Origin of the sequence: Marinitenerispora sediminis (assembly GCF_003336425.1) — a bacterium.
Taxonomy (GTDB): Bacteria; Actinomycetota; Actinomycetes; order Streptosporangiales; family Streptosporangiaceae; genus Marinitenerispora; species Marinitenerispora sediminis.
In genome coordinates this window covers 1-24624 of sequence record NZ_QEIO01000003.1, presented here as the reverse complement: position 1 = coordinate 24624, position 24624 = coordinate 1, and the positions used below count along the sequence as shown (strand labels likewise).

The 24624-nt window shown below is 71.0% G+C and carries 24 protein-coding genes and 1 tRNA gene; 13 read left to right on the top strand and 12 right to left on the bottom strand.

The features are described from left to right. Positions 1–897: 897 nt before the first annotated feature. The gene (locus DEF28_RS01005; protein ID WP_199493074.1) at positions 898–2142 is read right to left on the bottom strand and encodes a CynX/NimT family MFS transporter; all 1245 of its coding nucleotides are present in this window, start codon (positions 2140–2142) and stop codon (positions 898–900) included. A 23-nt stretch (positions 2143–2165) separates the two neighbouring features. Between DEF28_RS01005 and DEF28_RS01000 the strand changes: the two genes are divergently transcribed. After that, entirely contained in the window at positions 2166–2840 is a 675-nt protein-coding gene (locus tag DEF28_RS01000; protein ID WP_114397825.1) for a FadR/GntR family transcriptional regulator, read from the top strand. Between the two features lie 19 nt (positions 2841–2859). Here DEF28_RS01000 and DEF28_RS00995 read toward each other — a convergent pair whose 3' ends face one another. Continuing rightward, complete coding sequence (locus tag DEF28_RS00995; protein WP_114397824.1) at positions 2860–3774, bottom strand: SDR family oxidoreductase; 915 nt, start codon at positions 3772–3774, stop codon at positions 2860–2862. 528 nt (positions 3775–4302) lie between these two features. On the opposite strand from DEF28_RS00995, the gene DEF28_RS00990 reads away from it, so the two are divergent. The 3 genes from DEF28_RS00990 to DEF28_RS00975 all read left to right on the top strand — a co-directional run bounded on the left by DEF28_RS00990 (position 4303) and on the right by DEF28_RS00975 (position 7452). After that, complete coding sequence (locus DEF28_RS00990; protein ID WP_181874292.1) at positions 4303–5232, top strand: nitroreductase/quinone reductase family protein; 930 nt, start codon at positions 4303–4305, stop codon at positions 5230–5232. A 422-nt stretch (positions 5233–5654) separates the two neighbouring features. Continuing rightward, positions 5655–5882 carry a DUF397 domain-containing protein gene (locus tag DEF28_RS00985; protein ID WP_114397823.1) on the top strand — a complete coding sequence of 76 codons (228 nt, stop codon included), beginning with the start codon at positions 5655–5657 and terminating at the stop codon, positions 5880–5882. Positions 5883–6393: 511 nt separating this feature from the next. Then, on the top strand, positions 6394–7452 hold the full coding sequence (locus DEF28_RS00975) for a methyltransferase domain-containing protein (protein WP_114397821.1): 1059 nt from the start codon (positions 6394–6396) through the stop codon (positions 7450–7452). 324 nt (positions 7453–7776) lie between these two features. Here DEF28_RS00975 and DEF28_RS00970 read toward each other — a convergent pair whose 3' ends face one another. Continuing rightward, a complete protein-coding gene (locus DEF28_RS00970) occupies positions 7777–8358 on the bottom strand; it encodes an ATP-binding protein (RefSeq protein ID WP_114397820.1) in 582 nt (193 codons plus the stop codon). After that, on the bottom strand, positions 8358–8681 hold the full coding sequence (locus DEF28_RS00965) for a hypothetical protein (protein WP_147280117.1): 324 nt from the start codon (positions 8679–8681) through the stop codon (positions 8358–8360). Before DEF28_RS00965 ends, DEF28_RS00970 begins: the two co-directional genes overlap by 1 nt. A gap of 243 nt (positions 8682–8924) precedes the next feature. Here DEF28_RS00965 and DEF28_RS00960 point away from each other — a divergent pair, with 243 nt between their 5' ends. Further along, entirely contained in the window at positions 8925–9752 is an 828-nt protein-coding gene (locus tag DEF28_RS00960; RefSeq protein WP_114397818.1) for a helix-turn-helix domain-containing protein, read from the top strand. A gap of 35 nt (positions 9753–9787) precedes the next feature. After that, a complete protein-coding gene (locus DEF28_RS00955) occupies positions 9788–10021 on the top strand; it encodes a DUF397 domain-containing protein (protein WP_233515015.1) in 234 nt (77 codons plus the stop codon). Positions 10022–10116: 95 nt separating this feature from the next. On the opposite strand, the gene DEF28_RS00950 is transcribed toward DEF28_RS00955, so the two are convergent. Both DEF28_RS00950 and DEF28_RS00945 read right to left on the bottom strand, forming a co-directional pair. Next, on the bottom strand, positions 10117–10959 hold the full coding sequence (locus DEF28_RS00950) for a MerR family transcriptional regulator (RefSeq protein ID WP_114397816.1): 843 nt from the start codon (positions 10957–10959) through the stop codon (positions 10117–10119). A gap of 122 nt (positions 10960–11081) precedes the next feature. Then, positions 11082–11411 (bottom strand): winged helix-turn-helix transcriptional regulator, encoded by a 330-nt coding sequence (locus DEF28_RS00945; RefSeq protein ID WP_114397815.1) that lies wholly within the window; start codon positions 11409–11411, stop codon positions 11082–11084. 151 nt (positions 11412–11562) lie between these two features. Between DEF28_RS00945 and DEF28_RS00940 the strand changes: the two genes are divergently transcribed. Further along, positions 11563–12453, top strand: a complete 891-nt coding sequence (locus DEF28_RS00940; protein ID WP_114397814.1) for an NAD(P)-dependent oxidoreductase — start codon at positions 11563–11565, stop codon at positions 12451–12453. Positions 12454–12548: 95 nt separating this feature from the next. On the opposite strand, the gene DEF28_RS00935 is transcribed toward DEF28_RS00940, so the two are convergent. Further along, positions 12549–14018 (bottom strand): NAD-dependent succinate-semialdehyde dehydrogenase, encoded by a 1470-nt coding sequence (locus DEF28_RS00935; protein ID WP_114397813.1) that lies wholly within the window; start codon positions 14016–14018, stop codon positions 12549–12551. Positions 14019–14265: 247 nt separating this feature from the next. Here DEF28_RS00935 and DEF28_RS00930 point away from each other — a divergent pair, with 247 nt between their 5' ends. After that, positions 14266–15531 carry an aspartate aminotransferase family protein gene (locus tag DEF28_RS00930; RefSeq protein ID WP_114397812.1) on the top strand — a complete coding sequence of 422 codons (1266 nt, stop codon included), beginning with the start codon at positions 14266–14268 and terminating at the stop codon, positions 15529–15531. 219 nt (positions 15532–15750) lie between these two features. Here DEF28_RS00930 and DEF28_RS00925 read toward each other — a convergent pair whose 3' ends face one another. Continuing rightward, a complete protein-coding gene (locus DEF28_RS00925; RefSeq protein WP_114397811.1) occupies positions 15751–16590 on the bottom strand; it encodes a PhzF family phenazine biosynthesis isomerase in 840 nt (279 codons plus the stop codon). A 95-nt stretch (positions 16591–16685) separates the two neighbouring features. Between DEF28_RS00925 and DEF28_RS00920 the strand changes: the two genes are divergently transcribed. After that, a complete protein-coding gene (locus DEF28_RS00920) occupies positions 16686–17591 on the top strand; it encodes a LysR family transcriptional regulator (RefSeq protein ID WP_114397810.1) in 906 nt (301 codons plus the stop codon). On the opposite strand, the gene DEF28_RS00915 is transcribed toward DEF28_RS00920, so the two are convergent. After that, on the bottom strand, positions 17588–18004 hold the full coding sequence (locus tag DEF28_RS00915) for a winged helix-turn-helix transcriptional regulator (RefSeq protein ID WP_114397809.1): 417 nt from the start codon (positions 18002–18004) through the stop codon (positions 17588–17590). The genes DEF28_RS00920 and DEF28_RS00915 overlap by 4 nt on opposite strands. Positions 18005–18040: 36 nt before the next feature. Between DEF28_RS00915 and DEF28_RS00910 the strand changes: the two genes are divergently transcribed. From DEF28_RS00910 to DEF28_RS27915, 3 genes are all read left to right on the top strand, one after another. After that, the gene (locus tag DEF28_RS00910; RefSeq protein WP_233515014.1) at positions 18041–18970 is read left to right on the top strand and encodes an SDR family NAD(P)-dependent oxidoreductase; all 930 of its coding nucleotides are present in this window, start codon (positions 18041–18043) and stop codon (positions 18968–18970) included. Between the two features lie 1353 nt (positions 18971–20323). Then, positions 20324–20396, top strand: a tRNA-Arg gene (locus DEF28_RS00905). 316 nt (positions 20397–20712) lie between these two features. Then, on the top strand, positions 20713–21147 hold the full coding sequence (locus tag DEF28_RS27915) for a peptidoglycan-binding domain-containing protein (RefSeq protein WP_233515013.1): 435 nt from the start codon (positions 20713–20715) through the stop codon (positions 21145–21147). Positions 21148–21293: 146 nt separating this feature from the next. Here DEF28_RS27915 and DEF28_RS27175 read toward each other — a convergent pair whose 3' ends face one another. Further along, positions 21294–21572, bottom strand: a complete 279-nt coding sequence (locus DEF28_RS27175; RefSeq protein ID WP_147280279.1) for a hypothetical protein — start codon at positions 21570–21572, stop codon at positions 21294–21296. Positions 21573–22222: 650 nt separating this feature from the next. On the opposite strand from DEF28_RS27175, the gene DEF28_RS00890 reads away from it, so the two are divergent. After that, entirely contained in the window at positions 22223–22672 is a 450-nt protein-coding gene (locus DEF28_RS00890) for a hypothetical protein (protein ID WP_233515012.1), read from the top strand. Here the strand turns inward: DEF28_RS00890 and DEF28_RS00885 are convergent. Then, positions 22662–24257, bottom strand: coding sequence for a hypothetical protein (locus DEF28_RS00885; protein ID WP_114400755.1), 1596 nt, complete (start codon positions 24255–24257; stop codon positions 22662–22664). The genes DEF28_RS00890 and DEF28_RS00885 overlap by 11 nt on opposite strands. Before the next feature lie 66 nt (positions 24258–24323). Continuing rightward, positions 24324–24446 (bottom strand): hypothetical protein, encoded by a 123-nt coding sequence (locus DEF28_RS28755; protein WP_258862752.1) that lies wholly within the window; start codon positions 24444–24446, stop codon positions 24324–24326. Positions 24447–24624: the final 178 nt, after the last annotated feature.

Here is a 24624-nt window from a genome sequence, read left to right as displayed (position 1 = left end):
TGACCTCGCCTCCCGATCGGGTGCCGGAGCACTCACGCTATGCGGTGTGTCTCGATGTCGGCAGACTTTCCGCGGGGTTGGCGGGAACCGGCCACCGCCCGGCCGGATGCGGCGCCCGGTGGCCGGTCGGCCCGGGGCCGCGGACCGCACCGTCGGCGGCGGCTCCCGCCCTGACCGATGCACGGCCGCCTTCCGGACCTGGTGACGGGCGGCCTCCAGCTCCCGTCGGTCGTCCACCTGGATGTGCCGCAGAGGGGAACGGCGGGCTGACGTACAGCTCGTCGCGGTACGTGCACAGCGGCCGCCGGTGGACGACCACTCCGCCGCGCTTCGCGACCATCACCGCCTACCTTCTTCTCAGGCCGGAACCGGTCATTCGCGGGGCCGGTAGGCCCAGGAGCTTCGGGCATGGCCGTCATCAGGTCACGCTGGACGGCGTAGGCGACGTGGCCGCCCGGAGTCCCGTGACGACCTGACCGCCGACCGGGAGACGCGATTGCGATCGCCGCACAGGACAACGCGGCGCGGTGGTTCGCCGGGAGGCCGACACGACCCGACGAACCGCGAAGGCGCCCGAGCCCCGGACAGGGGCCGGACTCGACACCGGCAAGACCCACCACCACTGCGTGGTCGTCGCAGACCAGGCCGCCGACCGCGAACGGCGAGACCGAACCGCCTGAACCTGATCCGCGACGTTCAGCGGCGGCCGCGCCGCCCTGCTCATCGGCCCGCTCCTGGACCGCGCCGGCCGGTGACCTACCTGACCGGCCTTGCCGCCCACCGCGCCTGGGCCACCTGCCGGGGCGAGGGCAGGACCGACACCCGCGACGCCTTCGTCTCCGCTCCTTCCGCAGCGGGTACGCGGCCCTACCCGTCCTTCACCGGCGCGGGCCGCGATCACCCGACCTGGCGGTCGCGGCCCGCGAGCAGGCCCGCCGCGATCTGCGGCAGCATGAGCGAGGCCATGAGCGCGAGCGGCGCCCGCCAGTCGCCGCCGTACTGGTAGAGCGCGCCGACGAGAACCGGGCCCGGGATCGACAGCAGGTAGCCGGTGCTCTGCGCGAAGGCCGAGAGCCGGGTGACCGTCGCGCCGTCCCGGCCGCGCATGCCGATCATCGTCAGGGCCAGCGGGAACGAGCAGTTGGCGACCCCGAGCAGTACGGCCCACAGCCAGGGCGCGGCGGCGGGAGCCGCCCAGAGGCCGGCGTAGCCGGCGAGGCCGAAGAGTCCCAGGGCCGCCGCGAGCCCGCTCTGGTTCGGGAGCCGCCCGGCGACGGCTCCCAGGGCGAACGAGAGCGGCACCCCGAGCAGCGACGTGACGGCGAACAGCAGGCCGGCCGCCTCCGCGCTCAGCCCGGCGTCGCGGAAGATCTGCGGGAGCCAGCCGATCACGACGTAGGCGGCGGTGGCCTGGAGGCCGAAGTAGGCGGCGAGCGCCCAGGCCACCGGGTCGCGGGCGAGGCGGCGGCCGGGCGCCGGGTCCACCGGGCCGGGGTCGGCCGGGCGTGCCGCCCGGCCGGCGGTCCCCGAGCGGTCCCGGGCCAGCAGGCCCCACAGCGGCACGGCGACGGCGGCCAGCACCGCCCAGGCGCCCAGCCCCGCGCGCCAGTCGCCGCCGAAGGCGCCGGTCAGCGGGACGGTGACAGCCGCGGCGGTCGAGGCGCCGAGGTTGAGGGACATGGAGTACAGGCCGGTCATCCCGCCGACCCGGCCCGGGAAGCGCTCCTTGACGACCACCGGCAGCAGCACGTTGGCGAGCGCGATCCCGGCCAGCGGAAGGACGCTCACCGCGACGAACAGCGCCGCGCCTGCCGCGAGCGGGCGCAGCGCGAGCCCGACCGCGATCGCCGCCATGGCCAGGGCGACGACACCGGCCGCGCCGTACCGGCGGGCCAGCCGGGGCGCGGCGACGCCGATCACCGCGAAGCACACGGCCGGCAGGGAGGCGAGCAGTCCGGCAGCGGTGGCGCTCATGCCGACGTCGGCACGCACCTCTTCGAGCACCGGCCCGAGGCTGGTGACCGCCGGGCGCAGGTTGACCGCGGCCACCAGCAGCGCAGCGGCGGCGAGCGGGCCCCGCCAGCCGACACGGCGGGCCGTCATCGGCCGCGAGCGGCCCGTCTCCTCGTTCGGCGTGGGCATGGGACTCATCATAGAATCATCCAATGAATCTGCCTCCGGTCCCCCGCCGCTCCGGACTGTCCGACGAGGTCATCGTCCGGCTGCGCCACCAGATCACCTCCGGCGCCTGGCCGGTCGGGACGCGGATTCCCACCGAACCCGAACTCGCGGAGCAGCTCCAGGTGGCCCGCAACACCGTCCGGGAGGCGGTGCGGGCGCTCGCCCACAACGGCCTCCTCGACATCCGCCAGGGCTCCGGCACCTACGTGGTGGCGACCAGCGAACTCGCCGGAGTGATGCGGCGCCGTTTCGCCGACGCGGACCAGCGCGACGTGGTCGAACTGCGCGGCTCCCTGGAGGCGACCGCGGCCGGCCTCGCCGCCCGGCGGCGCACGGCCGAGGACCTGGAGCGGCTGACCGGACTGCTGGAGCGGCGCGAGCGGGCCTGGGAGGCCGGTGACCGCGACGCCTTCGTGGACGCCGACGCCGCCTTCCACCTCGCGGTGGTGGCCGCCTCCCGCAACGAGGTGCTGGCGGAGCTGTACGCGGACCTGGGCGAGGTGGTCCGGGACTCGCTGCGCGACCACTTCGGCGCCGGGCTCCGGCCGGACGAGTACATGGACCACGCGCGGCTCCTCGACGCGATCCGCGCCGGGGACGCGGGTGCGGCCGCCAGCGAGGCGGCGTCCCACACGTCGGGGTGCCGGACCGGCCGGTGACCGGCCGACCCGGCCCTGGTCACCGGTACCCGGTCACGTCGGCGGGCTTCCCGGCGTCCTGCACCTCTACCAAGTACCGCCAGCTGTCGGGCTGCGAGCCGTCGAGGTCGGTGAAGCCGTACTCCCGCGCCAGCTGGCCGCTGGACAGCGACGCGCCGTTCCAGCGGGCCGCCTGCGGATCGGCGGCGAGCGCGGCGACCGCGCGTCCGACGTAGCGGGGAGTCTCGGAGATGGCGAAGTGCGGCTCCCGCTCCAGGGCGTCCCGCCAGGTGTCCTCCGTGACCCCGAAGTGGTCCAGCATGATCTCCGAGCGCATCCATCCGGGCGTCAGGGCCACCGCGGTGGCGCCGCGCGGGCCGAGCTCGCGGCCGAGCGCGAACGCCATGCGCAGCACGGACGCCTTGGCGAGGTCGTAGAAGAACGACACCCGGTAGTTGGCGGCGTTGTACTCGGCGGTGCCGTCGGTCATCTCCACGACCAGCCCGCCGGGGCGGCGCAGCAGCAGCGGGAGCGCATGGTGGCTGGTGATCGCGTGGGTGTCCACCGCGAGCCGGAGCAGCCGCAGCCCACGGTCGAGGTCGTGCTCCCACACGGGTGCGTCCCACGCGAACAGCAGCTCGCCGCCCCAGATGTCGTTGACCAGGACATCGAGGCGGCCCTGCTCGGCGTCGATCCGTTCGACCAGGGCGCGGACCTGCTCGGGCTCCAGGTGGTCGGTCGGTACCGCGATGCCGTGCCCGCCCGCGGCGGTGACGAGGTCGGCGGTGTCCTCGATGGTCTCGGGGCGGCCGTACTCCGAGCGCCGCTCGCGGGTGGTGCGGCCGGTCACGTAGACGGTGGCCCCCGCCGCGCCGAGCTCGACGGCGATCCCCCGCCCGGCGCCGCGCGTGGCTCCCGCGACCAGAGCGACCCTGTCCTTCAGCGGTGCTGTCATTTGCTCCCCGTCTCCTTCGGCTGGCGCGTGTTCCCGCAGATCACGACGCCTCTCCGGCGTCGCGCAGCCGATCCTGGCAGCCGCTACCTGACATCTGCTGTCAGTCCCGGGACGGCGTTCCGGTCCGGACACGGCGTTGACACGCCACCGACACCGCGGTTATAACGGTCGGCGTGCAGCGTGACGCCGGCCGAGAGCAGTGGGCAGGCCGGTGGTCAAGCGGGCACCATTCACGAAGGGACGACGCCTTGATGAGTCCGCACTCCGTCATCGTCTGACGCTCAGCGCCCCGCGCGTCGTCCCCCGTTCCCCGTCTCCCGCGGTGCCCGGCACCGCTCCCGTGATGTCACATGCCCGGCCGTCGACAGCCGCCGTCCCCGGCGGCCGCGCGGCACGGTGCTCCGATCGGCGTCCCGTTCCGGGGCGAGGGTTCACGTGCGGCCGACGTTCCGTGCGCGCACCGCGCACCCCACCGCCATGGCCGCGGCCACCGCGGCCCCTCGTTATGCCCTGGAGAGCCCACACCGCATGTCCACGTCCTTCGCGTCCTTCGCGTCCTTCAACCAGTCGATCGTCGAGGAGTTCCGAGCCAACGGCGGAAAGGTCGGCGGCCCCTTCGAGGGCGCCGACCTGCTGCTGCTGACCACCACCGGCGCCCGATCGGGGGCCGAGCACACCGTTCCGCTCGGCTACGTCCGGCACGGCGACGACCTGCTCATCGTCGGCTCGGCCGGCGGCGCCGACCACCACCCCGCCTGGTACCACAACCTGCTGGCCCACCCGATGGTCCGGGTGGAGGTGGGTACCGAGGAGTTCGGCGCCATCGCGGTCCCCGCCGAGGGCGCGCGCCGTGACGCCCTGTTCGAGCACGTCGTGCGCGCGGCCCCCGGCTACGCCGACTACCAGGCCAAGACCGGCCGGGTGATCCCGGTGGTCGTCCTGGAACGCTCGCAGCCCGAGGCGGAGGCGGAGCTGCCCCCGGCCGCGAATCTCGCCGAGAAGCTCGTGGAGATCCACCGCTGGCTGCGCTCGCAGCTGCGGCACGTCCGCGCCGAGACCGACGCCTACTTCGCCGCCCGCGCCTCCCACCAGGGCCCGGGCGACCCGCCGGGCCCCGGGCTCGGGCTGCAGATCCGCCAGCACTGCCTGGCGTTCTGCGAGTCCCTGGAGTTCCACCACACCTCCGAGGACAAGGGCATGTTCCCCGCCCTCGCGGAGCAGCACCCCCACCTGCGCGACGCCATCGACCGGCTCCGTGAGGAGCACCGGACCGTCGAGCGCATCAAGGGCGAACTGCTCGCCCTGCTCGCCGACATCGGCACCGCCAGCCCCGAGCGGTTCCGCGCGGAACTGGACCGGATGGCGGAGGAGCTGACGGCGCATCTCGACTACGAGGAGCGGTCACTGATCCCGATCCTCGCCGAGATCCCGTTCCCGCCGGTTGTGCCGCAGCACTGACAATCTGACGGCCGGGGAGGGTGGTAGCGGCGGTTTACGGCCGCTACCACCCTCCTTCCCGGGACCGCCCTTTCGGCACGAGCCCGTACTGAGCACCTTTTAATCAGAATCTTCCCAGAAACCACATGGATCCATTTTTATTAAAATAGATCCGAACGACCAACGACCACCTTCGGTCAATTCCCTTGACCTGGCCAGCCCGCTAACGGATGCTCGTACAACAGGCGCAACCGTCTCAACGCGGGAGGGCGCGATACGACTAGGGCCCATAGAGCCCGTTCGACTTCGTGCAACTCGGTTGAGATACGGGACCGACATCTTCTAGTTTCATTCACCCAGAAAGCCAGGCAGCTCCCACTCCCCACTCAACATGCGCCCGCTCACCGTCCATTTCTCCCCAATCTCCACAAATAAGGGGTGAGATGCAAAACGACATCTACCACACTGTAATCACCTCCCCGTGGACCGCCTTCTGCGGCGGAAACAACGAAGAGGAAGAGAACGAGACCTGCGTCTGGTTTGCGGAGCAGGGCGATGTCGTCGCCATTCGCGACACCAAGCACCCTGATCGGCCGGAACTCCGCTTCACCCGAGCTGAGGTGCAGGCATTCGTACGCGGCTACGCGCGCCAGCATCGCTTGACCAGTTGACCAGGACCATGACCGGGCCCTGGCCACGGGCGTGGCCAGGGCCTTCACGTGAAGACAGGGCAGGGTATGCACTACCACGGGTATGAGTGGCACGGGGCTGGTACCGAGTTGGACAGTCGGCGAATCGAGCGCACACTGGGCAGCCCTGGATTCGAGTCTTCTGACCTCCCGCCGGAACGAATGTGCTGGAACCTCCGCCGACCACGACAGCGCATCGCCCACACTTGGGATGATCCAACAGAGGCCGCGCAATGGATGCGGGAGCAGTACATGAGCGTGCTCGACCGGCTCCTTCACCCGCTACCGACCTGGCTGCCGCTGGCCGACACTCATGGGTTCTGGCTCGCTTCCCTGAACCAGGGTGCCGACGCCGTCTGCGGTCGGTGGCTTCAGAGCGGGGCGTACATCCATCTTTCGGTCGTCTGCTGCCCGAACAGGTGGGAGGCCCACCCCTGCCCGACGACTGGCAAGGCAGCTCCCGAGGCGATCCGATGGTGATCGGTGAAAAGCTGTGACCTCCCCTGACGCGCTGGCCGCGCGATTGCTCGACTCCGGTCGGCTGAGACATCCCGCGCTCGCGGACGCGTTCCGTGCGGTACCGCGTGAAAGGTTCGTCCCGCTCACCGGCGCGCGCACCGACAACGGTGCCCCGCTTGATGCCACGACCGACCACGCCGGGTGGCTTGCTGCCGTCTACTCCGACGAGCCGATCATCACCCAGACCGACGACGGCGACCCGGCCGTCCGGCGGGGAATGTCCTCGTCGTCGTGTTCCGCCCCCGGGGTCGTCGCGCGGATGCTGGAGGCCGCAGACCTGATCGACCTGCCGCCGTCAGGGACGGTACTGGAGATCGGCACCGGCACCGGATGGAACGCGGCGCTGTTGTCCGAGATCCTGGGCTCCGGCCGGGTCACCAGCGTCGACGTTGACCCAGCCGTCATCAACCACGCGCGAGGTGCCCTGGCGCGGTCCGGGTACGCGCCCACCGTGCACGTCTTCGACGGCGAGGACGGTTTTCCCTCCCGAGCGCCGTACGCACGCATCATCGCGACCTGCACCGTCTCATGCGTTCCACGGGCCTGGCGGGAACAGACCGCGCCGGGCGGTGTGATCCTCACGCCCTGGGCGGCGATGGACGGGCCTGTCGGCGTGCTGGCGCGGTTGCGGATCGGCGGCGACGGGACCGCGACCGGGGAGTTCCTCGGTGGAGTGGCGTTCATGTGGCTGCGTGCCCAACGGCCGCCCATGGTTCGGCCGCACGATCTGGGTCGAGACGCCGAGGAGACTCGACACGTCGAGCACGACCCGACCAGCGTGCTGTTCGAAGGGGCAGCGGCGTTCGGGCTGTCGGTCCGCGTTCCGCGTTGGCGGTACGGGATGCGCCCGGGCGAGCACGGGCTTACGGTCTGGCTGTCAGCCACTGACGGACCGTCGTGGGCCCGGGTGGTTCCCGAAGCCGGAGGATGGCGGATCGACCAGGGCGGACCGCGCCGACTCTGGACGGAGATCGAGGTCGCGCTGGCGGAGTGGCACGACCACGGACGCCCGGGGTCGGACCGGCAGGCCTGACCGTGACGAAGGACGGACGGCATCGGGTGTGGCTGGACGGGCCGGAGGGCCCGGGTTGGAACCTCTGACCTGGCGGGGCCGGGTCGGGTTCCCGTACTGCTGCCCCCATGCCGCGTTCACGGTTTCACTGACATGGGAACCGGGCGCCGGGAGGGCGCTGGGGGAAGCGGCTGTGCGTGACGGCGAACGTGGTGTGACAGCCGCTGGACGTGATGTCGGACTCGGTCGAACGCTGCGGGTCGAACGTTCTCCGAGCCGGCGGAGTGAAGGGGCGCGGACAATCGCGCGCCCAGGGATGCCGGGTCCGGGAGGTTGCCCGGGCCGTCAGCCGGTTGCGGGTAGCGTCGCCATGGTCGTGAAGACGGCCCAGGTCACCATGGGCCCCGTGTAACCGTCGCGGCCGGAGCCGCCCTCGGACGCACCGGTGGTGGCAGGGGCGCTCCAGGGAGGCGCGGGCGCGGAGGCCGGCTCGGCGTCGAAGACGCTCGTGTAGCCCCGCTCCAGGTAGCCCGGTCCGGCCTCAGCGGGTATCCGGCCCCACTCCTTGGTGAGGGCGGCGGTGAGGAACAGCCCGCAGCCGCCCGGGCGCTCCGGATCGGGCATCATGATGCGCGCCACGGTCTTCGGCCGGTCGGAGCGCGGTCCGAGGTCCAGCACCTCCAGGTGGACGGTGCCATAGACCAGGCCGACGAGCGTGCAGAGGACGGTCCCCCCGTCCTCCCCCGATGCGGTGTGCCGCACCGCGTTGGTGAACAGCTCGCTGATCACCAGTTCCACCCGGTCCACCACGTCCGGGAACGGCCGGGTATGGGTCCGCGCCCACCAGCGCGCCTCGCGCACCTGGTCCCGAGTCCCGGGGAAGAGCCGCGCCCGCTTGAGGGTGTAGATGCTGTCCTCGCCGCGCATCACGCCACCGCCGTGAGCTCGGAGGCCGCGATGACGGCCGGGACCCGCGCGCCGAGGCGGGCCCGATGGCGGGACAGGTCGGTGACGTTCCCCTGCTCGGACGGATCGATCATCCGGGCCGCCAGCTCTGGACTGCCGGCGGACGCCTGCCCCGCCCGGCCCCAGACATACCACCAGGTGCCGTGGTGCTCGGCGACGAGGACGGCGACGCGGCGGCCGTCGGCGAGGACGGTGTAGAGGACGGGGTGGTCGGTGTTCGAGAGGGCGATGAGCGTCCGGCGGCCCCGCTTGCGTAGTTCGGCGGCGAGGTGGGCCAACATCACCTGACGACTATTGCTATGTGCTGTTACGTCAACACAAAGAGTGACATTACTGGACATAAGGAAGCCACCTCCAGAGCATGAGAGTGCTGCGATTGCTGCTTTCATAAAAGCAGCGCTGCGATTCCGTTGCTAGTCTTTCCACAGCATTCACGAAGCTAGCAACGCTGCTCTATCCCGAAGGTAAGAAGCCGAAATGAGCTTCTCGCTAGGCTCGGTACAGTCTCTCGATCGTTCGGAGGATTCATGGGCATCGCCAGTCGCGGACTGGGTGGCGAACTCCGCGCACTACGCGAAGCTAAGAAGCTGAGCATGCGGAACGTCGCCGACCAACTGGGGTGGCAGTCCTCGAAGATCTCCCGTATCGAGAACGGTCAGCAAGGGGTGAAGTCACAAGACGTCGCCTCACTACTGGTCATCTATGGCGTCACCGGTCAAAATCGGGAGAGGTTGCTCGCGCGCGCTGAGAAGACAGGACAGAGCGGACTCTGGGAATCCACCGGGTTATCGCGAGAGTCGCGCACCATGATCCAGCTCGAAGCCGAAGCTCGGAGCATTCTGACGTGGCAGGCGCTTCTCATCCCTGGCCTGTTGCAGACCTCCGACTACGCCCGAGCGCTCATGAAGGCGTGCGGCCTCCCACCCCATGACTTGGAGGTGCGGGTGGCGGCCCGCATGGGGCGCCAAGCAGTCCTGAGCCGTGACGAAGCACCAAAGCTAGAAGCGATCGTCGATGAGGGCGCACTCCGCCGCATCTGGGGCAACACGCGCATCATGGTGCGGCAACTACGTCACCTTTTGGACGCCATGGAGCGGCCCAACGTCACGCTGCGCGTGGTGCCTTGCTTCGTCGGCGGATACAGCGGGCTCGACGGCTCGTTCTCGCTGGTGGACTTCGCCGGACAAAAGCCTGTAGTCCACATCGAGCACAAGATCACTGGCCTCTTCCTGGAAGCTGACCACGAAATCAGCTTCTTCCGCAAAGAAGCCGACAGGTTGCGCGACGTCGCCCTGAGCGCCGAAAATTCTATGAATCTGGTCAATTCCATCGCAAAGGAGTTGGAAACGGCATGACGTCCCCCAGAGTCCAGACAGTAACGAACCCGGTTATGCAGTGGTTCAAGAGCTCTTACAGTGGCCGCGACTCCGACTGCGTCGAGTGCGTCGGTGCTGTCTGGTCAAAGTCCTCCTACAGCGGACGTGATTCGAACTGCGTCGAGTACGCCGCTCTCCCCACTACCATCGCCCTCCGCGACTCCAAGCACCCCGAGGCCGGCCACCTCACCCTCCCGCTCGCTGAGTGGTCCGCCTTCATCACCGCCGCCAAGAGCGGCGAGCTGTAACCACAGGCCGCCGCCAAGCACGAGTGCGGTGTCCGTCCAGGACACCGCACCCTGCCGTCCACGGCCGCCGCAGGGGACCTCCGGCGCACACCGGGTCATTCGGTCACGTCCGCCTCGCCGAGCTCGCAGACCGCCATCGCCGTCTCGACGCCGTCCTCGTGCAGCAGTTGGCGCATGCGGGAGACGTCGGCGAAGGCGGCATCGAGCGGGTGCGTGGCCAGGCGGGAGATCGCGGTTCCGTACTTGGCCATCGAGCTCCGGCCCGGGAGGAAGATCGACAGTTCGTCCCGCGCCTCGAAGTCCTGCACCTCGACGTCGTCGGGCAGGGCGGCGAGCGCCCCCGCATCGGCCGTGACGGGGATCTTGACCAGCCAGTGCGGTCCCTCGGTGGTGAGGCTCTGCCGCTTCTGCTCCGGCGTCTCGGTGGCCCAGGTGCGCCAGGGGGTCCCCGCCACGACGGCGCCGCACGCTTCCACGGCCGCGGCCATCTCCCGGACGGTGGCGGTGAAGGCGGCATCGGTCTCGTCCCAGTCGTACTGGTCGCCCCCGGCCGCCGGGCCGGGCATGGGCTTGGACACCACGGTCATCGCGGGTGTGCGGCGCCGCCGCACCTCCGGCCATGAGCCGAGGAGCTCGCGCGCATCCCTGATCGCCTCGTCCTGGGCCTGCCGCTGGCGCCGCACCTCGCTGACGTGCTGCCGCAGCAGGTCGGCGGCCGTGTCCGGTTCGTCAAGTGCGCGCCGGACGAGCTTGACGCTCATCCCCGTGCCACGCAGCGCGGTGACCAGCACGGCCCGCTCGACCTGGTCGAAGGTGTAGAAGCGGTAGCCGGTCTGCTCATCGACCTCGGCCGGGACGAGCAGCCCTTCGGAGTGGTAGAACCGCAGCGTCTGCGGGGACAGGTTGCACATCTCGCTGAAGTCGCTGATGGAGAGCATGGCTCCAGGTTCCCCCCTCCAGTAACCGCAAGGTCAAACGCGGCAACGGCTGATGTCCGCTCCCCGCGCGTGCCACGGCGATCCCTCCGGCGGGTCACGCGCCGGAGGGACGCGGTCTCTGGTCAGGGAAGGGCCTCGATGCGCTCCATATGCTTCTCGCCCCACTCCCCGAGCGGTGCGAGTGCCGTGTTGAGGGACCTGCCGAACTCGGTCAGCGAGTACTCCACCTTGGGCGGGACCTGGTTGTAGACCTCGCGGTGCACCAGGCCGCTGGCCTCCATCTCCCGGAGCTGGAGGGTCAGCATCCGCTCGCTGATACCCGGCACCGCCCGTCTCAACTCGCCGAAGCGCACCGGCCCTTCACCGAGTGAGAACAGGATCAGGCCCTTCCACTTGCCGCCCATGACGGCGATGGCGGCATCAAGTCCGCACGTGTAGCTCCGCTTGGCCACCGGCACTCCCACTAACAAATCTGTTGGTACCTGACAGAATTGTAGGTACTTGATGAAATGTGTGTGCCGCTCCAGGATGGACGAGCGCCACGCGGGATGCTCTCGTCCGCGCTTTCGTGGCCGGCAATCCGACTACTGACTGGAGTGACGCATGACCGAGGACCACCGCACCCCCGTGACCGTCGTCGGGCTGGGCTCGATGGGCCGGGCGCTGGCCGAGGCGTTCGTCGACGCCGGGCACCTGACGACGGTGTGGAACCGCACTGCTACCAAGGCCGTTCCGCTGGTGGCCAAGGGAGCCGTCCATGCCACGGATGTGCGGGCCGCGGTCGAGGCCAGCCCGCTGGTCATCACCTGTCTGACCACCTTCGAGGACACCCGCTCCGCCCTGGAGCCGGCCGCGGCGGCGCTGTCCGGGCGTGCCCTCGTCACGCTGAACAGTGGCTCGCCCGCCGGCGCCCGCGCCATGGCCGAGTGGGCGAGCGGGCATGCCGCCCGGTTTCTGGCCGGAGCGGTCAAGAACGTGCCGGCGGCCGTGGGCGCGCCGGACACCCTGCTGTACTACAGCGGCGACCGGACGGTCTTCGACGAGTACGAGACGACACTGAAGGTCCTAGGCGGCGATACCGTCCACCTGGGAGCCGAGCACGATCTGGCCGCCCTGTACGAGATGGCCGTAGGCGCCATGCTGCTGCCCACGCTCGTCGGCTTCTTCCAGGGGGCGGCGGCCGTCCAGGCCCGTGGGCTGGAGGCAACCAGCATGGTGCGGTTCTCCGCCAAGTGGCTGGACATGATCAAGTCCCTGCTGCCGCTCTATGCCAAGGAGATCGACAGCGGCGACTACACCGATGCCGCCTCCTCGGTGAACCTCTTCCTCTCGGGCATGGCCCACGACAAGGATCTGACCGAGGAGACGAACGTGGACACGGACTGGCTCGCCCCCCTGCACGAGCTGGTGAAGCGAGCGGCCGCGGCGGGTCACGGCGAGCACAGCGTCTCGGCTCTGACCGAGGTGCTCAGAACACCGGCCCACAACGCCTGACACCATGGGCCGGAACGCGGCGGTCCCGCCGGCGGCGGCGGACGGCGCGGGCCGCCCGCCCCGCTCTCACGACGGCCGATCGACGGGCCGGGCCGTCACACCCCGCCGATCCCCACGTACTTCGTCTCCAGGAACTCCTCAATGCCGACCCGGCCGCCCTCGCGGCCCAGGCCCGAGTGCTTCACGCCGCCGAACGGCGCCGCCGGGTTGGAGACGATGCCCTGGTTCAGCCCGACCATGCCGGTCTCCAGCGCCTCGGAGACGCGGAACGCCCGGCCGAGGTTCTGGGTGAACACGTAGCTGACCAGCCCGAACTCGGTGTCGTTGGCCTCCGCGATGGCCTCCTCCTCCGTCTCGAACGGAATGATCGGCGCGACGGGGCCGAAGATCTCGGTGTGCGATAGCTCGCTGCTCTGCGGGACGTCGGCGAGCACGGTGGGCCGGTAGAAGTAGCCGGCGCCGTCGCCCGGCTCCCCGCCGATCAGGACCTTGGCGCCGCGGCCCACCGCGTCGTCCACGAGTCCCTGCACCTTGCGGCGGGCCCGGTCGTCGATGAGCGGCCCCACCTGGACGCCGTCCTCGGTGCCGCGGCCGATCCGCAGCGCCCCCATCCGCTCGCTGAGGCGGCGGGCGAACTCCTCGGCCACCCCCGCGTGGACGTACATCCGGTTGGCGGCGGTGCACGCCTCGCCGATGTTGCGCATCTTGGCCTGCATGGCGCCGTCCACGGCGGCGTCGAGGTCGGCGTCGTCGAACACCAGGAACGGCGCGTTTCCGCCCAGCTCCATGGAGGTGCGCAGCACCTGGCCGGCACTCTGCTCCAGCAGCGTGCGTCCCACGGCCGTGGAGCCGGTGAAGGACACCTTGCGGATCCGGCCGTCGCGCAGCAGCGGCTCGGTGACGGCGCCCGGGTCGGTGGTGGGCAGGACGCTGAGCACGCCGTCAGGCAGGCCGGCCTCGCGGAGGATGTCGGCGAGGGCGAGCGCGCACAGCGGGGTCTGGTGAGCCGGCTTCAGCACCATCGTGCAGCCGGCGGCGACCGCCGGGCCGATCTTGCGGGTGCCCATGGCCATGGGGAAGTTCCACGGGGTGATGAGCATGGTGGGGCCGACGGGCTGGCGCATGATGAGGAAGCGGGCCTGGCCGTTGGGCGAGATGGAGAACCCGCCCTCGATCCGCACCGCCTCCTCGGCGAACCAGCGGAAGAACTCCGCCGCGTAGGCGATCTCGCCCTTCGCCTCGGCGAGCGGCTTGCCCATCTCCAGCGTCATGAGCAGGCCGAGGTCGTCCTGCCGCTCGATGAGGAGCTCGTAGGCGCGGCGCAGGATCTCGCCGCGTTCGCGCGGCGGGTGCTTCGCCCAGCTCGGCTGGGCCGCCGAGGCCGCGTCCAACGCGGCGAAGGCGTCGTCCGTTCCGGCGTCGGCCACTTCGCACAGCACCGCGCCCGTGGCGGGGTCCTCCACCTTGAACGTGGCGCCGGAACCGGCGTCGCGCCACTGGCCGCCGATGAACAGCTGCTTGGAGACCTGGTCGATGACCTGTGCCTCGCGGTCTGCCGCGGTCATGGTTCTCGCGTCCCCTTCCGGGTTCGATTCTCGCGGGGCGCGCCGGGGATCGTCGCCCCGAACACGCCCCACTGGTTACGCCTTCCCCCGCCGGCACGGTGCTTAACGGCCGGTGCGAACGTCGGCTGCGGCGGGTCCGTCAACCTGGACACCACCCCGGCACGGATGATTGCATGGCTCTGTCGCCGCTAGATTGTCAACAATCCTACGGAATCTCGGGAAGCCGTCCAGGAAATGAGGTCAGGGAATGGCTGAACCGCCGGCCGCACTCTCCCCGGTACTGAAGCAGGCGACGCCGGTTCTCGCCGCCCGCGGCGAAGGCGTCTACATCTACGACGAGGACGACCGCCGCTACCTCGACTTCACCGCCGGCATCGGCGTCACCAGCACCGGCCACTGCCACCCGAAGGTGGTCGAGGCGGCGCAGCGCCAGGTCGGCACCCTCATCCACGGCCAGTACACCACCGTGATGCACCGGCCGCTGCTGCAACTCACCGAGCGCCTCGGCACGGTGCTCCCCGAGGGGATCGACCGGCTGTTCTACGTCAACTCCGGCAGCGAGGCCGTGGAGGCGGCGCTCCGGCTGGCGCGGCAGGCGACCGGGCGGCAGAACGCCATCGTCTTCCAGGGCTCGTTCCACGGCCGGACCATGGCGGCCGCGTCGCTCACCACCTCCGGCGTGAAGATCCGCGCCGGGATCGGGCCGCTCATGCCCGGAGTGGCCATCGCGCCGTTCCCCTACGCCTACCGGTACGGGATGAGCGAGGACCAGGCGGTGGAGTTCGCGCTGCGCGAGTTCGACTACCTGCTCGCCACGGTCAGCTCGCCACGCGACACCGCGGCCGTCTTCATCGAGCCCGTACTGGGCGAGGGCGGGTACGTGCCGGCGCCCCCGGCCTTCCTCACGGGACTGCGCGAGCGCGCCGACCAGCACGGCTTCCTGCTGGTCCTGGACGAGGTCCAGACGGGTTTCGGGCGCACCGGCCGGTTCTGGGGCCACGACCACGCCGGGATCACCCCGGACATCGTCATCACGGCGAAGGGACTGGCCAGCGGCTTCCCGCTCTCGGCGATCGCCGCGCCCAGCGCGCTCATGGAGAAGGCGTGGCCGGGGTCGCAGGGCGGCACGTACGGCGGCAACGCGGTCTCGTGCGCCGCGGCGCTCGCCACCCTGGACGTCATCCAGGAGGAGGGGCTGGTCGAGAACGCGGCCCGGATGGGCGAGCGGCTGCGCGCCGGCCTCGCCGAGGTGGCGGCCGCGCACCCGGCGATCGGCGACGTGCGCGGGCTCGGACTGATGCTCGCCAGCGAGTTCACCGCGTCGAACGGGTCCCCGGCCACCGAGGCGGCCACCCGGGCCCACCAGATCGCCGCCGAGCAGGGCCTGCTGCTGCTCACCTGCGGACCGCACGGCAACGTGGTCCGGATGATCCCGCCGCTGATCGTCACGGCCGAGCAGATCGACGCCGCTGTGGACATCTGGGCTTCGGCGGTGGCCAAGGCGACGTCCTGACGCCGCCGGAAAGCTGACGGCTGGCCGACCGCCGGGTGGCGGTCGGCCTGCCGTTCGCGTCGTGCCCGGCGGCTGCCCCGGTCCGGCGCTCCGGCGGCGGTGCCGCGCCAGCGCGGACGTCCGTCCGCCCTCCCCGTGGCGGGCGCTGTGCCGGACCGGCGGGTGTGGCGCCCGCGCACGTCCTCCTTCTCTGCCGGTGCGGGCGCGGCCGCAGCGGCATCACGCGATGCGGACCGCGCCCCCGGTGACCCGGATGCGGGAGTCGGCGGGATCGACGTCCACCGTCAGCCGGCTCGGCCGACCCATGTCCTCGCCCTGGTGGACGGTGATCCGCGTGGGGCGTTCGACCAGGCCGAGCGCGCGGAGGTAGCCGCCGAAGGCCGCCGCGGCGGCGCCGGTCGCCGGGTCCTCGACCACCCCGCCGACCGGGAACGGGTCGCGGGCGTGGAAGACGGCCGGGCCCTCCCGCCAGAACAGGTGGACGGTGGTCCAGCCGGCGCGCTCCATCAGGGTCCGCAGCGCCGGGAAGTCGTAGTCGAGGTCGGCCAGCCGGGCGCGCGAGGCGGCGGCCAGCACGAGGTGGTCGTTGCCCGCGAAGGCGACGTGGGCGGGGAACCCGGGGTCCAAGTCGGCACGGGTCCAGCGCAGGGCGGCCAGCGCGTCGGCCACTTCGGCGTCCTCGGCGGGCCGGGATCTGGTGGCGACGCTGGTCAGCGTGGCGACGATGCCCGGCCCATCGGTAGCCGTCCGCACCGCGATCTCTCCGGCGGGCGTGTCGAAGAGCAGGTCGCCGGGGCCGTCGCGCTCCGCCAGTGCCACGGCCGTCGCCACCGTCGCGTGCCCGCAGAAGGCGACCTCGGCGAGCGGGCTGAAGTAGCGCAGCCGGTAGGCCCCGCTGCGCTCGTCGCGGCTCGTGACGAAGGCGGTCTCGGAGTACCCCACATCGGCGGCGACCGCGAGCATCTCGGCGTCGCTGCGGCCCGCGGCGTCGAGGACGACGCCGGCCGGGTTGCCTCCTGCGGGGTGGTCGGTGAAGGCGCTGTAGCGCTGCACGTCCATGTGGTCGAGAGTGCCGCACCTGCGCACATCAGAGCAAACGATGGCTTTCGATATGCGCCATCGATTACTTCGATCTGTGCCCGTATGCTGCGGTTATGGACACCCGGCTGCTGCGCACGTTCGTCACGCTCGCCCGAACTGGCGGCTTCACCTCGGCGGCGGCCGAGCTGCACCTCGCGCAGTCCACCGTCACCGTGCAGATCCGGACGCTGGAGCGGGAACTGCGCGCCCGGCTCTTCGACCGGGTTCCCTCCGGCGCCGTGCTCACCGAGACAGGCCGCCGGCTGCTCGACCACGCGGACCGCGTCCTCGCCGCGGAGGCCCGGCTGCGCGCCGAGGCCGCTGCCGACTCCGCCGAGACGGGGCTGGTGACCGTGGGCGCGACCGAGTCGCTGTGCGCCTACCGGCTCCCCGGCGCCGTCATGGCCCTGCGCCGGACACACCCCGGCATCGAGATCCGGCTGGTCGCGTCCGGGAAGTCCGAGGCGCTCGACCGGATCACCGCCGGACAGCTCGACCTCGCGCTGCTGCTCGACGCCGACGTCGCCGCGCCCCGGGTGCACGCCGAGCCGATCGGGCACGAGCGGCCGGTCCTCGTCGCCGCCCCCGGCCATCCGCTGGTCGGCCGGGAGGCCACCTGGCCCGAACTGGCCGCGGAGTCCTTCGTGCTGCTGGAGGAGGGATGCGGCTACTGCGACGACCTGGCCGACCGGCTGCGGCGGATCCCGGACGCCCGGCCCAGGCTCACCCGCTTCGGCAGCATCGAGTCGGTGCGCGCCTGCGTGGCCGCCGGGTTGGGGCTGGGGCTGCTCCCGGAGGTCAGCATCGCCCCGGACATCGCGGCGGGCCGACTCGGGGTGATCCCGCAGCCGCGGCTGCCCGACGTGCCCGTCCAGCTCGTGCGGCACCGCGACCGCTGGACGGCCCCGGCCGCCCGGACGGTCATGGACACGATCCGCACCCTCGCGGCAGCCGGGTGGCCGACCGAGCGGAGCCGCTAGCCGCCGGCCCGGACACTACCGGCGCGCCGGCTCGCGGCAATCGCCGACTGGTTCTCGACGGCCCAGGTGGCGAGCGCCGACAGGGGACTCAGGAGGCTGCGGCCCAGCGGGGTGAGGCTGTACCGCACGCTGGGCGGCACCGTCGCGAACACCTCCCGGTTGACCAGGCCGTCCTCTTCGAGGCCGCGCAGGGTGCGTGTCAGCATCCGCTGACTGATCCCTTCGATGCCGCGGTGCAGTTCATTGAATCGATGCGGCCGCTGGCCGAGCAACACGATCACCAGCACCGTCCACTTGTCGCCGATGCGCCGCAGCACGCCGGCCACCGGACACCGTTCGTGCTCCTCACTCGGCACCGGACTCGGCAGCGCGGTGTCGAGTGGGGAGGGAACACCGGTGTTCGCTGCTGACATCAAACTGCCTTCTTTCGGAACTCCAGACGGTTACCGATGATGGTGCTACTTACCAAAGGTAACCAGGAGGTCCTGATGGTCAACCGGCATGCCGACCGGACCGGCCGGACAGTCGTGATCACCGGGGGCAGCGACGGCATGGGCCGCGCCCTCGCGCTTGGACGCGCAGCGCGAGGTGACCACGCGATCGCCATCGGCAGCAGCCAGGCGAGAGGGGACCGCCTCCTCAGCGACGCCGCGGAGCTTGGCCTGGAGGGTCGGATCGAGTTCGTGCGGGCCGACCTCAGCACGATCGCCGGGAACCAGGCGGTGCTCGACCACGTCGGCCGGCACGGAAGCATCGACGCCCTGGTGCTGGGGGCCAACCGGCCGTCTCCGAAACGCGTCGAGACCGTCGACGGCTTCGAGTCGACGTTCGCGCTGTACTACCTCAGCCGGTACATCCTGGGCCACGGGCTGATGCCCCTCCTGTCGCAGGCCCCCGGACCGGTGATCGTCAACGTCGCGGGCGTCGGAGCGACCGCCGGGCAGATCCACTGGGACGACCTTCAACTGCGCGACCGGTATCGCGTCGTGGCCGCACAACTCCAGGCGGGGCGGGCCAATGATCTGCTCGGGGTCGCCATGGCGGAACGGCACGGCGACCAGGTACCGTACGTGCTCTACCATCCCGGGTTCACCCGAAGCGGTGCCGCCGCGAGGGAGCACGTCAGCCCACCGGCCCGATTCACCCTCAAGGTGCTTGCCGCGATCGCGGCTCAGCCGGTGGAACGAGCGATCGCGCCGATCCATGGCTTCATCGAATCACCTCCCACCGCCTCCCTCACGGCGGTGGACCGTGCTCGGCTGGTGCCCCTGGGGCTGAAGACACTGGAGCCCTCCGCGGCCCGGCGCCTCGACCAGGTCACCGCGCGACTCCTCGCCGACAAGTTGACGGCCCGCGCGCACGGCGACCGCCGCAGGTGACCCGGGTGCTCGCGGCGGCTGCCGCCCGCCGGAGGTCGCGACTATCCGGGAGGACACGATCCGGGCCCGCGGCAGGTCCCGCGTCCGCTCCTCCCACGCCGCCCGCCCGACGCTCGGAATCTCTCACCACCTCGGCTGGCAGGGCCGTTTCACGCCGTGGTGGGCCGGACGGACGTCGTCTCGGGTGCGCGGACGCGGGATCGAGGTGCAGCGAGGGAGGGGGTGCGGGGTCCGCTACCGAACGGATTGGTCTGACCACTAGTACGTTCCGGGCAGCCTCGTGTCAAGGGCCGCAGGGGAGCGCGGGCCGCTGCGGTGTCCGGGGAGCGGGTCCGGGGCCGCCCGGACGGGGACCGCGGGCGCGCCGGTGCCGACGTGCTCCGTCCCGTACGCCCTGCGGTGGCTGCCGGCCCGGTCGGCGACCGCGGCGCGGCCGCAACCGGTCTCCGCCAAGGGGTATCCCCAGCCTGTGGAAAACCGAGCGGCCTGGGGACGTCCCTCGTCGGGTGGCCCGGGCTCCGTTGGACGGCGGTCCGCGACACGCCCGGCCTGCGGCGGCGTGGCCCCAGGTGCATGGGAAGATCGGCGAGCCGCGGCCTGCGGCGTCCACTTCACTCGCTCGAAGACCGGCGGACGTGGTCCGACCACTCTGCCCACTCCGACCACCGAGCCCCGACGAGCCGCGAGTCACCCGGGCGTCTGGTGGTCGGTCGACCCGCGGGATAGGGGCCGAGCAGATCGCCCGACCGTCCCGGAGCGGCCGGCCCGTCCCGCCGCTCCCGGTCCCCCTCGGTACCGATCCTCCGCGAGGAGCCGGATGACGCGCAGGCCGCCCCCGTTCCCGTCCGCCTCCGGCCCGTTCCCCCTCGCCGACCAGGAAACGCCGGTTGCCGTCCGTCCGCCCCCGGCCGCCGACACTCCCGCCCGGCCCGCACATCCGAAAACCGGAGGTGATCAATGACCGGAACTCCGCCCGCGGCACTCCACCGCGTCGATGCGCACCACCACCTGTGGGACACCGGCCTGCGCGCCCGCGGCGACCTGACCGTGGACATCACCTGGACGGAGTGTCAACCAACGACCATCACGGTGCACACCGCCCGCAACCGGCACCCTCCGCCTGCGCAGTGCCGCTGTTCCGCACCCCCTTCACGATCACCGCCCCAACCGACCCCCGCCCTCGGAGCCGTCTCACCCCGCCCACCACCCTCGTACTGCAGACCCGCGCGGGAACCACCTACACACTGCGCCGCGGGCCGCACAACGCGGGCAATCCGCTCCGGGGAGCGTGGTAGAGTCTTAGTCGTTCCCAGGGAGACCCAAGGTCTTCCCGGGCGCCACAACCGAAGATCGGCACCCGTAGCTCAATGGATAGAGCGTCTGACTACGGATCAGAAGGTTGGGGGTTCGAATCCTCCCGGGTGCGCACACTCTGACCACGGCGTTTACCTCAGCGAGGTAGGCGCCTTCGTCATTTACCCTCTCAGGTGTAGCGACGGGTGTAGCAACCGAGAGAGTTCGAGGCGATCCGGGAGGGACCGAACGTCCCTGTGAGGGGCCTACTTCGACGCCACCAGGTTCATCCGCGACAGCGCGCCGTCCATCACGTTCGCCGTGCGGAGCTGGGTCTTCTTCGTGAAGTGGGTGTACACCTCCACCGTGGTCTGCAACCGGGTGTGCCGGAGCGCGGGCTGGATGTCCTTCAGGTCGGATCCCTCCTCGTACAGGATCGTCGCCGCGGTGTGGCACAGGTCGTGGATCCGCGCGTCCTCACCTGGTCGAACGCGGCACTCGGCGGGGCCACGGTGGAACTCACCGGGTACCGGTACCGGCGCCGGCCGACCCTGTACTGGGGCGACCAGGGCGCCGAGGTGCGAGCGCTCCAACTGGAACTGCTGGACCTCGGGTACTCGCTGGGTCCTGCGGGCGCGGACGGGGATTTCGGCAACGCCACCTACAACGCGGTCGTCGCGTTCCAGACGTCGCGCGGCCTGTCACCGGCGGACGGCATCCCCGGCCCCGAGACCCGCGCCGCCATGGACTACGAACTCGGCCGACGGTGGCCGCCGCTGTACGTCTCCCACGTCGCCGTCAGCGACGGCCCGTGGATCGACCCCGGGCCCGAACCGCCCACCCCGCCCGCCCCGGCCCGGCTCACTCTGGGCATGCCGATCTGAACCAGCTAACTGACTGCATCCCAGTGAGGAAGCCGAATGGGGCCGGGGAGGCTCTGTCTGGAATGACGTATCGGCGCTTAAAGAGCCGCCGGACTTTGCCCTTCCAGGCGAAGAGTCCGGCGGCGCCCGTGTGATTCGCTCTGACCTCAGCAGCTCCGGAAGGGCGCGACCCCCGAGAGCCGGTCGTTTCCGACGCCGCCACGGGGGAAGTTGCCCGAGGACCGGGCAGGGAAATGAGCGGTCCCGCCCGAATAGGGATCGACGTCGAAGAAGTGACCTTCTGTGCAGTAAGAGCGCCATGCGCTCGCTTCATTGTCCATGAAGAAAGGCAGCTTGTACCACCCGGAATACGTCAGGTTCCAGGCCTCACCCCTGCGCATGGCATCCGATCCGTATGGCCCGTTCTCATAGAGGGTGATCGTCACTCCGGCAGCTGAAGCTGCGCGGGCATGGGCAGATTCGGCCTGTAGGCACTCCGCTCCTGCGGTACTGTCCGCATTCGGCAGATAGGTCACGGCACACCCGGGTAGCCGAAACCCAGCGCCAGCGGGGTCCTGCGCTGCTGAGGCATGCGCGCTCCCTGGGGTGACCACGAGTACCGTGGTGAGTGCTGCCGCTGTGGTCAGTATCCGCTTGGTCGTCTTCGCTGGTGACTTGGACGCCATTGTGGCAACCTCCGTAGCTACTCCAGAATTCCCGTCTCTTCTGGTCTTCTCCTGGGTGGTCGGTGTTACCCCTGAACGACCGACCGTGGCCAATCTGTGTTAGCAGCTGCAGGAAATTGTCGGAAACCGCTCAGATGAGACAAAGAATGCGTCGCTCCACATTCGGAGCTATTTGACCACGATTCGAGCGCTCCCACCCGGCTGCTGCTCGGCATGCCCATCTGAACAACACCGCCCCCGCTCGCCGTGATGGTGAGCGGGGCGGTTCTCGTCATTACCGGGCCGGGTCGGCGTGCCCGTCATAGGGTGGGCACCGTGCATGCTGGGAGGCGCTGATGTTTCGGATGCGGCCGGCTGATGCCGGTGACCGTGACGGTGTCGCGGCGATGGTGGAGGCCCGCGCTGGGTGGATGCGTAGCCGTGGGATGCGGGTCTTCGACGGCGCTGCGGAGACCATCGCCGAGCAGGCGGGTGATCCGGACTTCCCGGTGTGGGTGCTGGAGGAGGACAGCACCGTCGTGGGGTGCACGACGGTGTTCGAGGACAGCCCGGCGTGGGCGTTCACCGAGCACGAGCGGGCGCAGCCCGCGCTGTTCCTCGCCTCGACCTGGACGCTTCCCACCGACGGCCGGCGGCTGGGGCACGTGATCGCGCGATGGGCGTTGGACCACGCCGCGCGCACCGGCGCGACGGCGGTGCGGCGGGGGGCGTTCGAGGCGGGGCTGGCCCGCTACTACTGCGAGGTGCAGGGCTGGACGCTGCTGCGTGAGGTGGAGCGGCGCGGCCGGACCGGCTACATCATGACCCGGCCCGCCCAGTATCAGCCCGGTCTGCCCGTTGTGGCGCCGGTCAGCGGGTGAGGGACCGCAACGCCATCTCCAGCATGAGGGGCCGGTAGACGTCGAACGTCCGCCGCCCCGTCACGGCGAACGTCCGGGCCGCGCGGCGCAGTTCGGTCTCGTCCAGGTAGCCGTCGGCGACCAGCCGCGCCCCCTCATCCACCAGGTGTTCCAGGAGTGCGGCGCCGTGGCGGCGCATCGCCAGGTCGAGGATGTGCTGGAAGTTCTCCGGCAGCTCCGGGTGGACGACGTCGGTGGAGAATCCGCGGTGGCGTAGCCGTTCCCGCAGCAGGTGCTTCTTGGCGCGCCACGGCGCGGCCAGCGACTCCGCCAGCCGCACGATGGACGGCGCCGCGAGCGGGTTGATCGGCCACAGTCCGCGCTTCATGTAGTGCGGGTACAGCGCGGAGAAGCAGTCCAGGATCGACCACAGGGTAGGGCCGATCGGCGCCAGGCCGTCGAAGCGGCGCGGCAGCAGAGCGCGTCCCCGCTCCCCAAGGAAGACCGGCACCCCGTCCTCGGTGGCGCGCAGCGGCGGCGCCTGCGCGGCCAGGCCGAGGGCGGCGGCCTCGGCGCGGCGCAGCTTCATCATCTCGTCGCCGCCCAGCCCAGTGAACACCACGCGCTTGCCGGCCGCGGCGTAGCGGTCCAGCAGCAGATTCCGGGCCTCGGCGTAGGGGCCCTCCTGCGGGTCGAACGGCTCGCCGCGGTCGCGCGGCCCGCCCGGCGCGAACGGCAGCTGCGCGATCATCTCCAACCGGTGATCCTCGGCGAACCCGTCGGCGAGGAGTTCCCGGCGCCGGCGGGCCTGCTGCTCGCGGTAGGGGCCGACAAGCATCATCGCGCCGGTGGCCACGCGGCCGGGGTGCAGCTGGGCGAGCGTGACGGCGACGTTCGCCGAGTCCATACCGCCGGAGACGTCGGCGACCGCCGCATCAGGGTCGACGTCCCACCGCTGCACCACCTCGGCCAGCGCGTGCTCGAAGAAGCCCACCGGATCGGCGCCGGGCTTGAGCGTGCGGGGCTGGGCGTGCAGGCCCGGCGCGGGGTAGGTGATGCGCAGGCCACGGGCGTCGTGGGCGGCGGTGGCGCGTTCGGTCACCGTGATGACGTCGGCGAGCAGGGTCTGGGCCGAGTAGTGCGTGGCGTAGGTGAGGAACCGCACCACTTCCAGCTCGTTCAGCCGGCAGGTGTCGATGAGCGGCGCGAGGTCGAGTAGGTCCCACGATCCGCGCAGTTCACCGTCGACCTCAGCCAGGTGCATCGGGGCGGCACCCCACCGGCTCGCCTCCACACGCAGGCCGCCGCGATCCACGTGGACGAGGGTGTGGGCGAGGGGCCAGGACCGCACCTCGGCCAGCCGCTGCTCGTAGACGGCGTCATCCACCACGTGCGGTCCTGGGGTGTGGCACCAGGTGCGGACGGCGCGCTGGCGTTCCCGATTGACGATGACCGCCTGCTGGTCGGAGCGGCGGACGATGGCGCCGTGTTCGAGGACGGGGTGGGTGAACGGCTCGATCCAGGAGGCGCCGCTCCGGTAGCGGCCGGTGGGCTCCCAGCGCAGGTGGGGCGGGTCGTCAGTCGGGGTGGAACGCAGGCGGAACACGGCACCTCCGAGAGGGGCGGGGCGGACGCTCACACGCCCGCCCCACAGGTGAAGCGGCAGGGGTGGCTACATCTCGTCGTACTTGGTCGGGATGTCGGAGGAGCCGTTCTTCTTCGTGTACTCCTCGGCGTCGTCCGGGACGGTCAGGGTCTCGGGGTCGGTGAACAGGTCATCGAGGCTCGGCTGCATGGTGGATGTCCTTTCTGTTCGATCCGTGGGATTCCCGCGTGGGCGGGGCTCCGGGGCGGTTGACCGTTTCTGGTCGCCGGTTCTCGCCGGGCCCGCGCGCTGGGTCAGGGCACGGGGGCGTCAAGGAGCAGCCCGGCGAGGACGGCCGGGGGTTCGCGGTCGCCGTCCGGGGCGGGGG

What these genes read in the sequence shown, in the direction of transcription:
- DEF28_RS00955 (WP_233515015.1), top strand. Translation starts at nt 9,788, where the DNA reads ATGCAGTGGTTCAAGAGCTCTTACAGTGGCCGCGACTCCGACTGCGTC.
- DEF28_RS00990 (WP_181874292.1), top strand. Translation starts at nt 4,303, where the DNA reads ATGTCCACGTCCTTCGCGTCCTTCGCGTCCTTCAACCAGTCGATCGTC.
- DEF28_RS00995 (WP_114397824.1), bottom strand. Translation starts at nt 3,774, where the DNA reads ATGACAGCACCGCTGAAGGACAGGGTCGCTCTGGTCGCGGGAGCCACG.
- DEF28_RS00960 (WP_114397818.1), top strand. Translation starts at nt 8,925, where the DNA reads ATGGGCATCGCCAGTCGCGGACTGGGTGGCGAACTCCGCGCACTACGC.
- DEF28_RS00950 (WP_114397816.1), bottom strand. Translation starts at nt 10,959, where the DNA reads ATGCTCTCCATCAGCGACTTCAGCGAGATGTGCAACCTGTCCCCGCAG.
- DEF28_RS00985 (WP_114397823.1), top strand. Translation starts at nt 5,655, where the DNA reads ATGCAAAACGACATCTACCACACTGTAATCACCTCCCCGTGGACCGCC.
- DEF28_RS00910 (WP_233515014.1), top strand. Translation starts at nt 18,041, where the DNA reads ATGATGGTGCTACTTACCAAAGGTAACCAGGAGGTCCTGATGGTCAAC.
- DEF28_RS01000 (WP_114397825.1), top strand. Translation starts at nt 2,166, where the DNA reads ATGAATCTGCCTCCGGTCCCCCGCCGCTCCGGACTGTCCGACGAGGTC.
- DEF28_RS28755 (WP_258862752.1), bottom strand. Translation starts at nt 24,446, where the DNA reads ATGCAGCCGAGCCTCGATGACCTGTTCACCGACCCCGAGACCCTGACC.
- DEF28_RS00915 (WP_114397809.1), bottom strand. Translation starts at nt 18,004, where the DNA reads ATGTCAGCAGCGAACACCGGTGTTCCCTCCCCACTCGACACCGCGCTG.
- DEF28_RS00935 (WP_114397813.1), bottom strand. Translation starts at nt 14,018, where the DNA reads ATGACCGCGGCAGACCGCGAGGCACAGGTCATCGACCAGGTCTCCAAG.
- DEF28_RS00930 (WP_114397812.1), top strand. Translation starts at nt 14,266, where the DNA reads ATGGCTGAACCGCCGGCCGCACTCTCCCCGGTACTGAAGCAGGCGACG.
- DEF28_RS01005 (WP_199493074.1), bottom strand. Translation starts at nt 2,142, where the DNA reads ATGCCCACGCCGAACGAGGAGACGGGCCGCTCGCGGCCGATGACGGCC.
- DEF28_RS00925 (WP_114397811.1), bottom strand. Translation starts at nt 16,590, where the DNA reads ATGGACGTGCAGCGCTACAGCGCCTTCACCGACCACCCCGCAGGAGGC.
- DEF28_RS00920 (WP_114397810.1), top strand. Translation starts at nt 16,686, where the DNA reads ATGGACACCCGGCTGCTGCGCACGTTCGTCACGCTCGCCCGAACTGGC.
- DEF28_RS00970 (WP_114397820.1), bottom strand. Translation starts at nt 8,358, where the DNA reads ATGCGCGGCGAGGACAGCATCTACACCCTCAAGCGGGCGCGGCTCTTC.
- DEF28_RS00940 (WP_114397814.1), top strand. Translation starts at nt 11,563, where the DNA reads ATGACCGAGGACCACCGCACCCCCGTGACCGTCGTCGGGCTGGGCTCG.
- DEF28_RS00890 (WP_233515012.1), top strand. Translation starts at nt 22,223, where the DNA reads ATGCGTAGCCGTGGGATGCGGGTCTTCGACGGCGCTGCGGAGACCATC.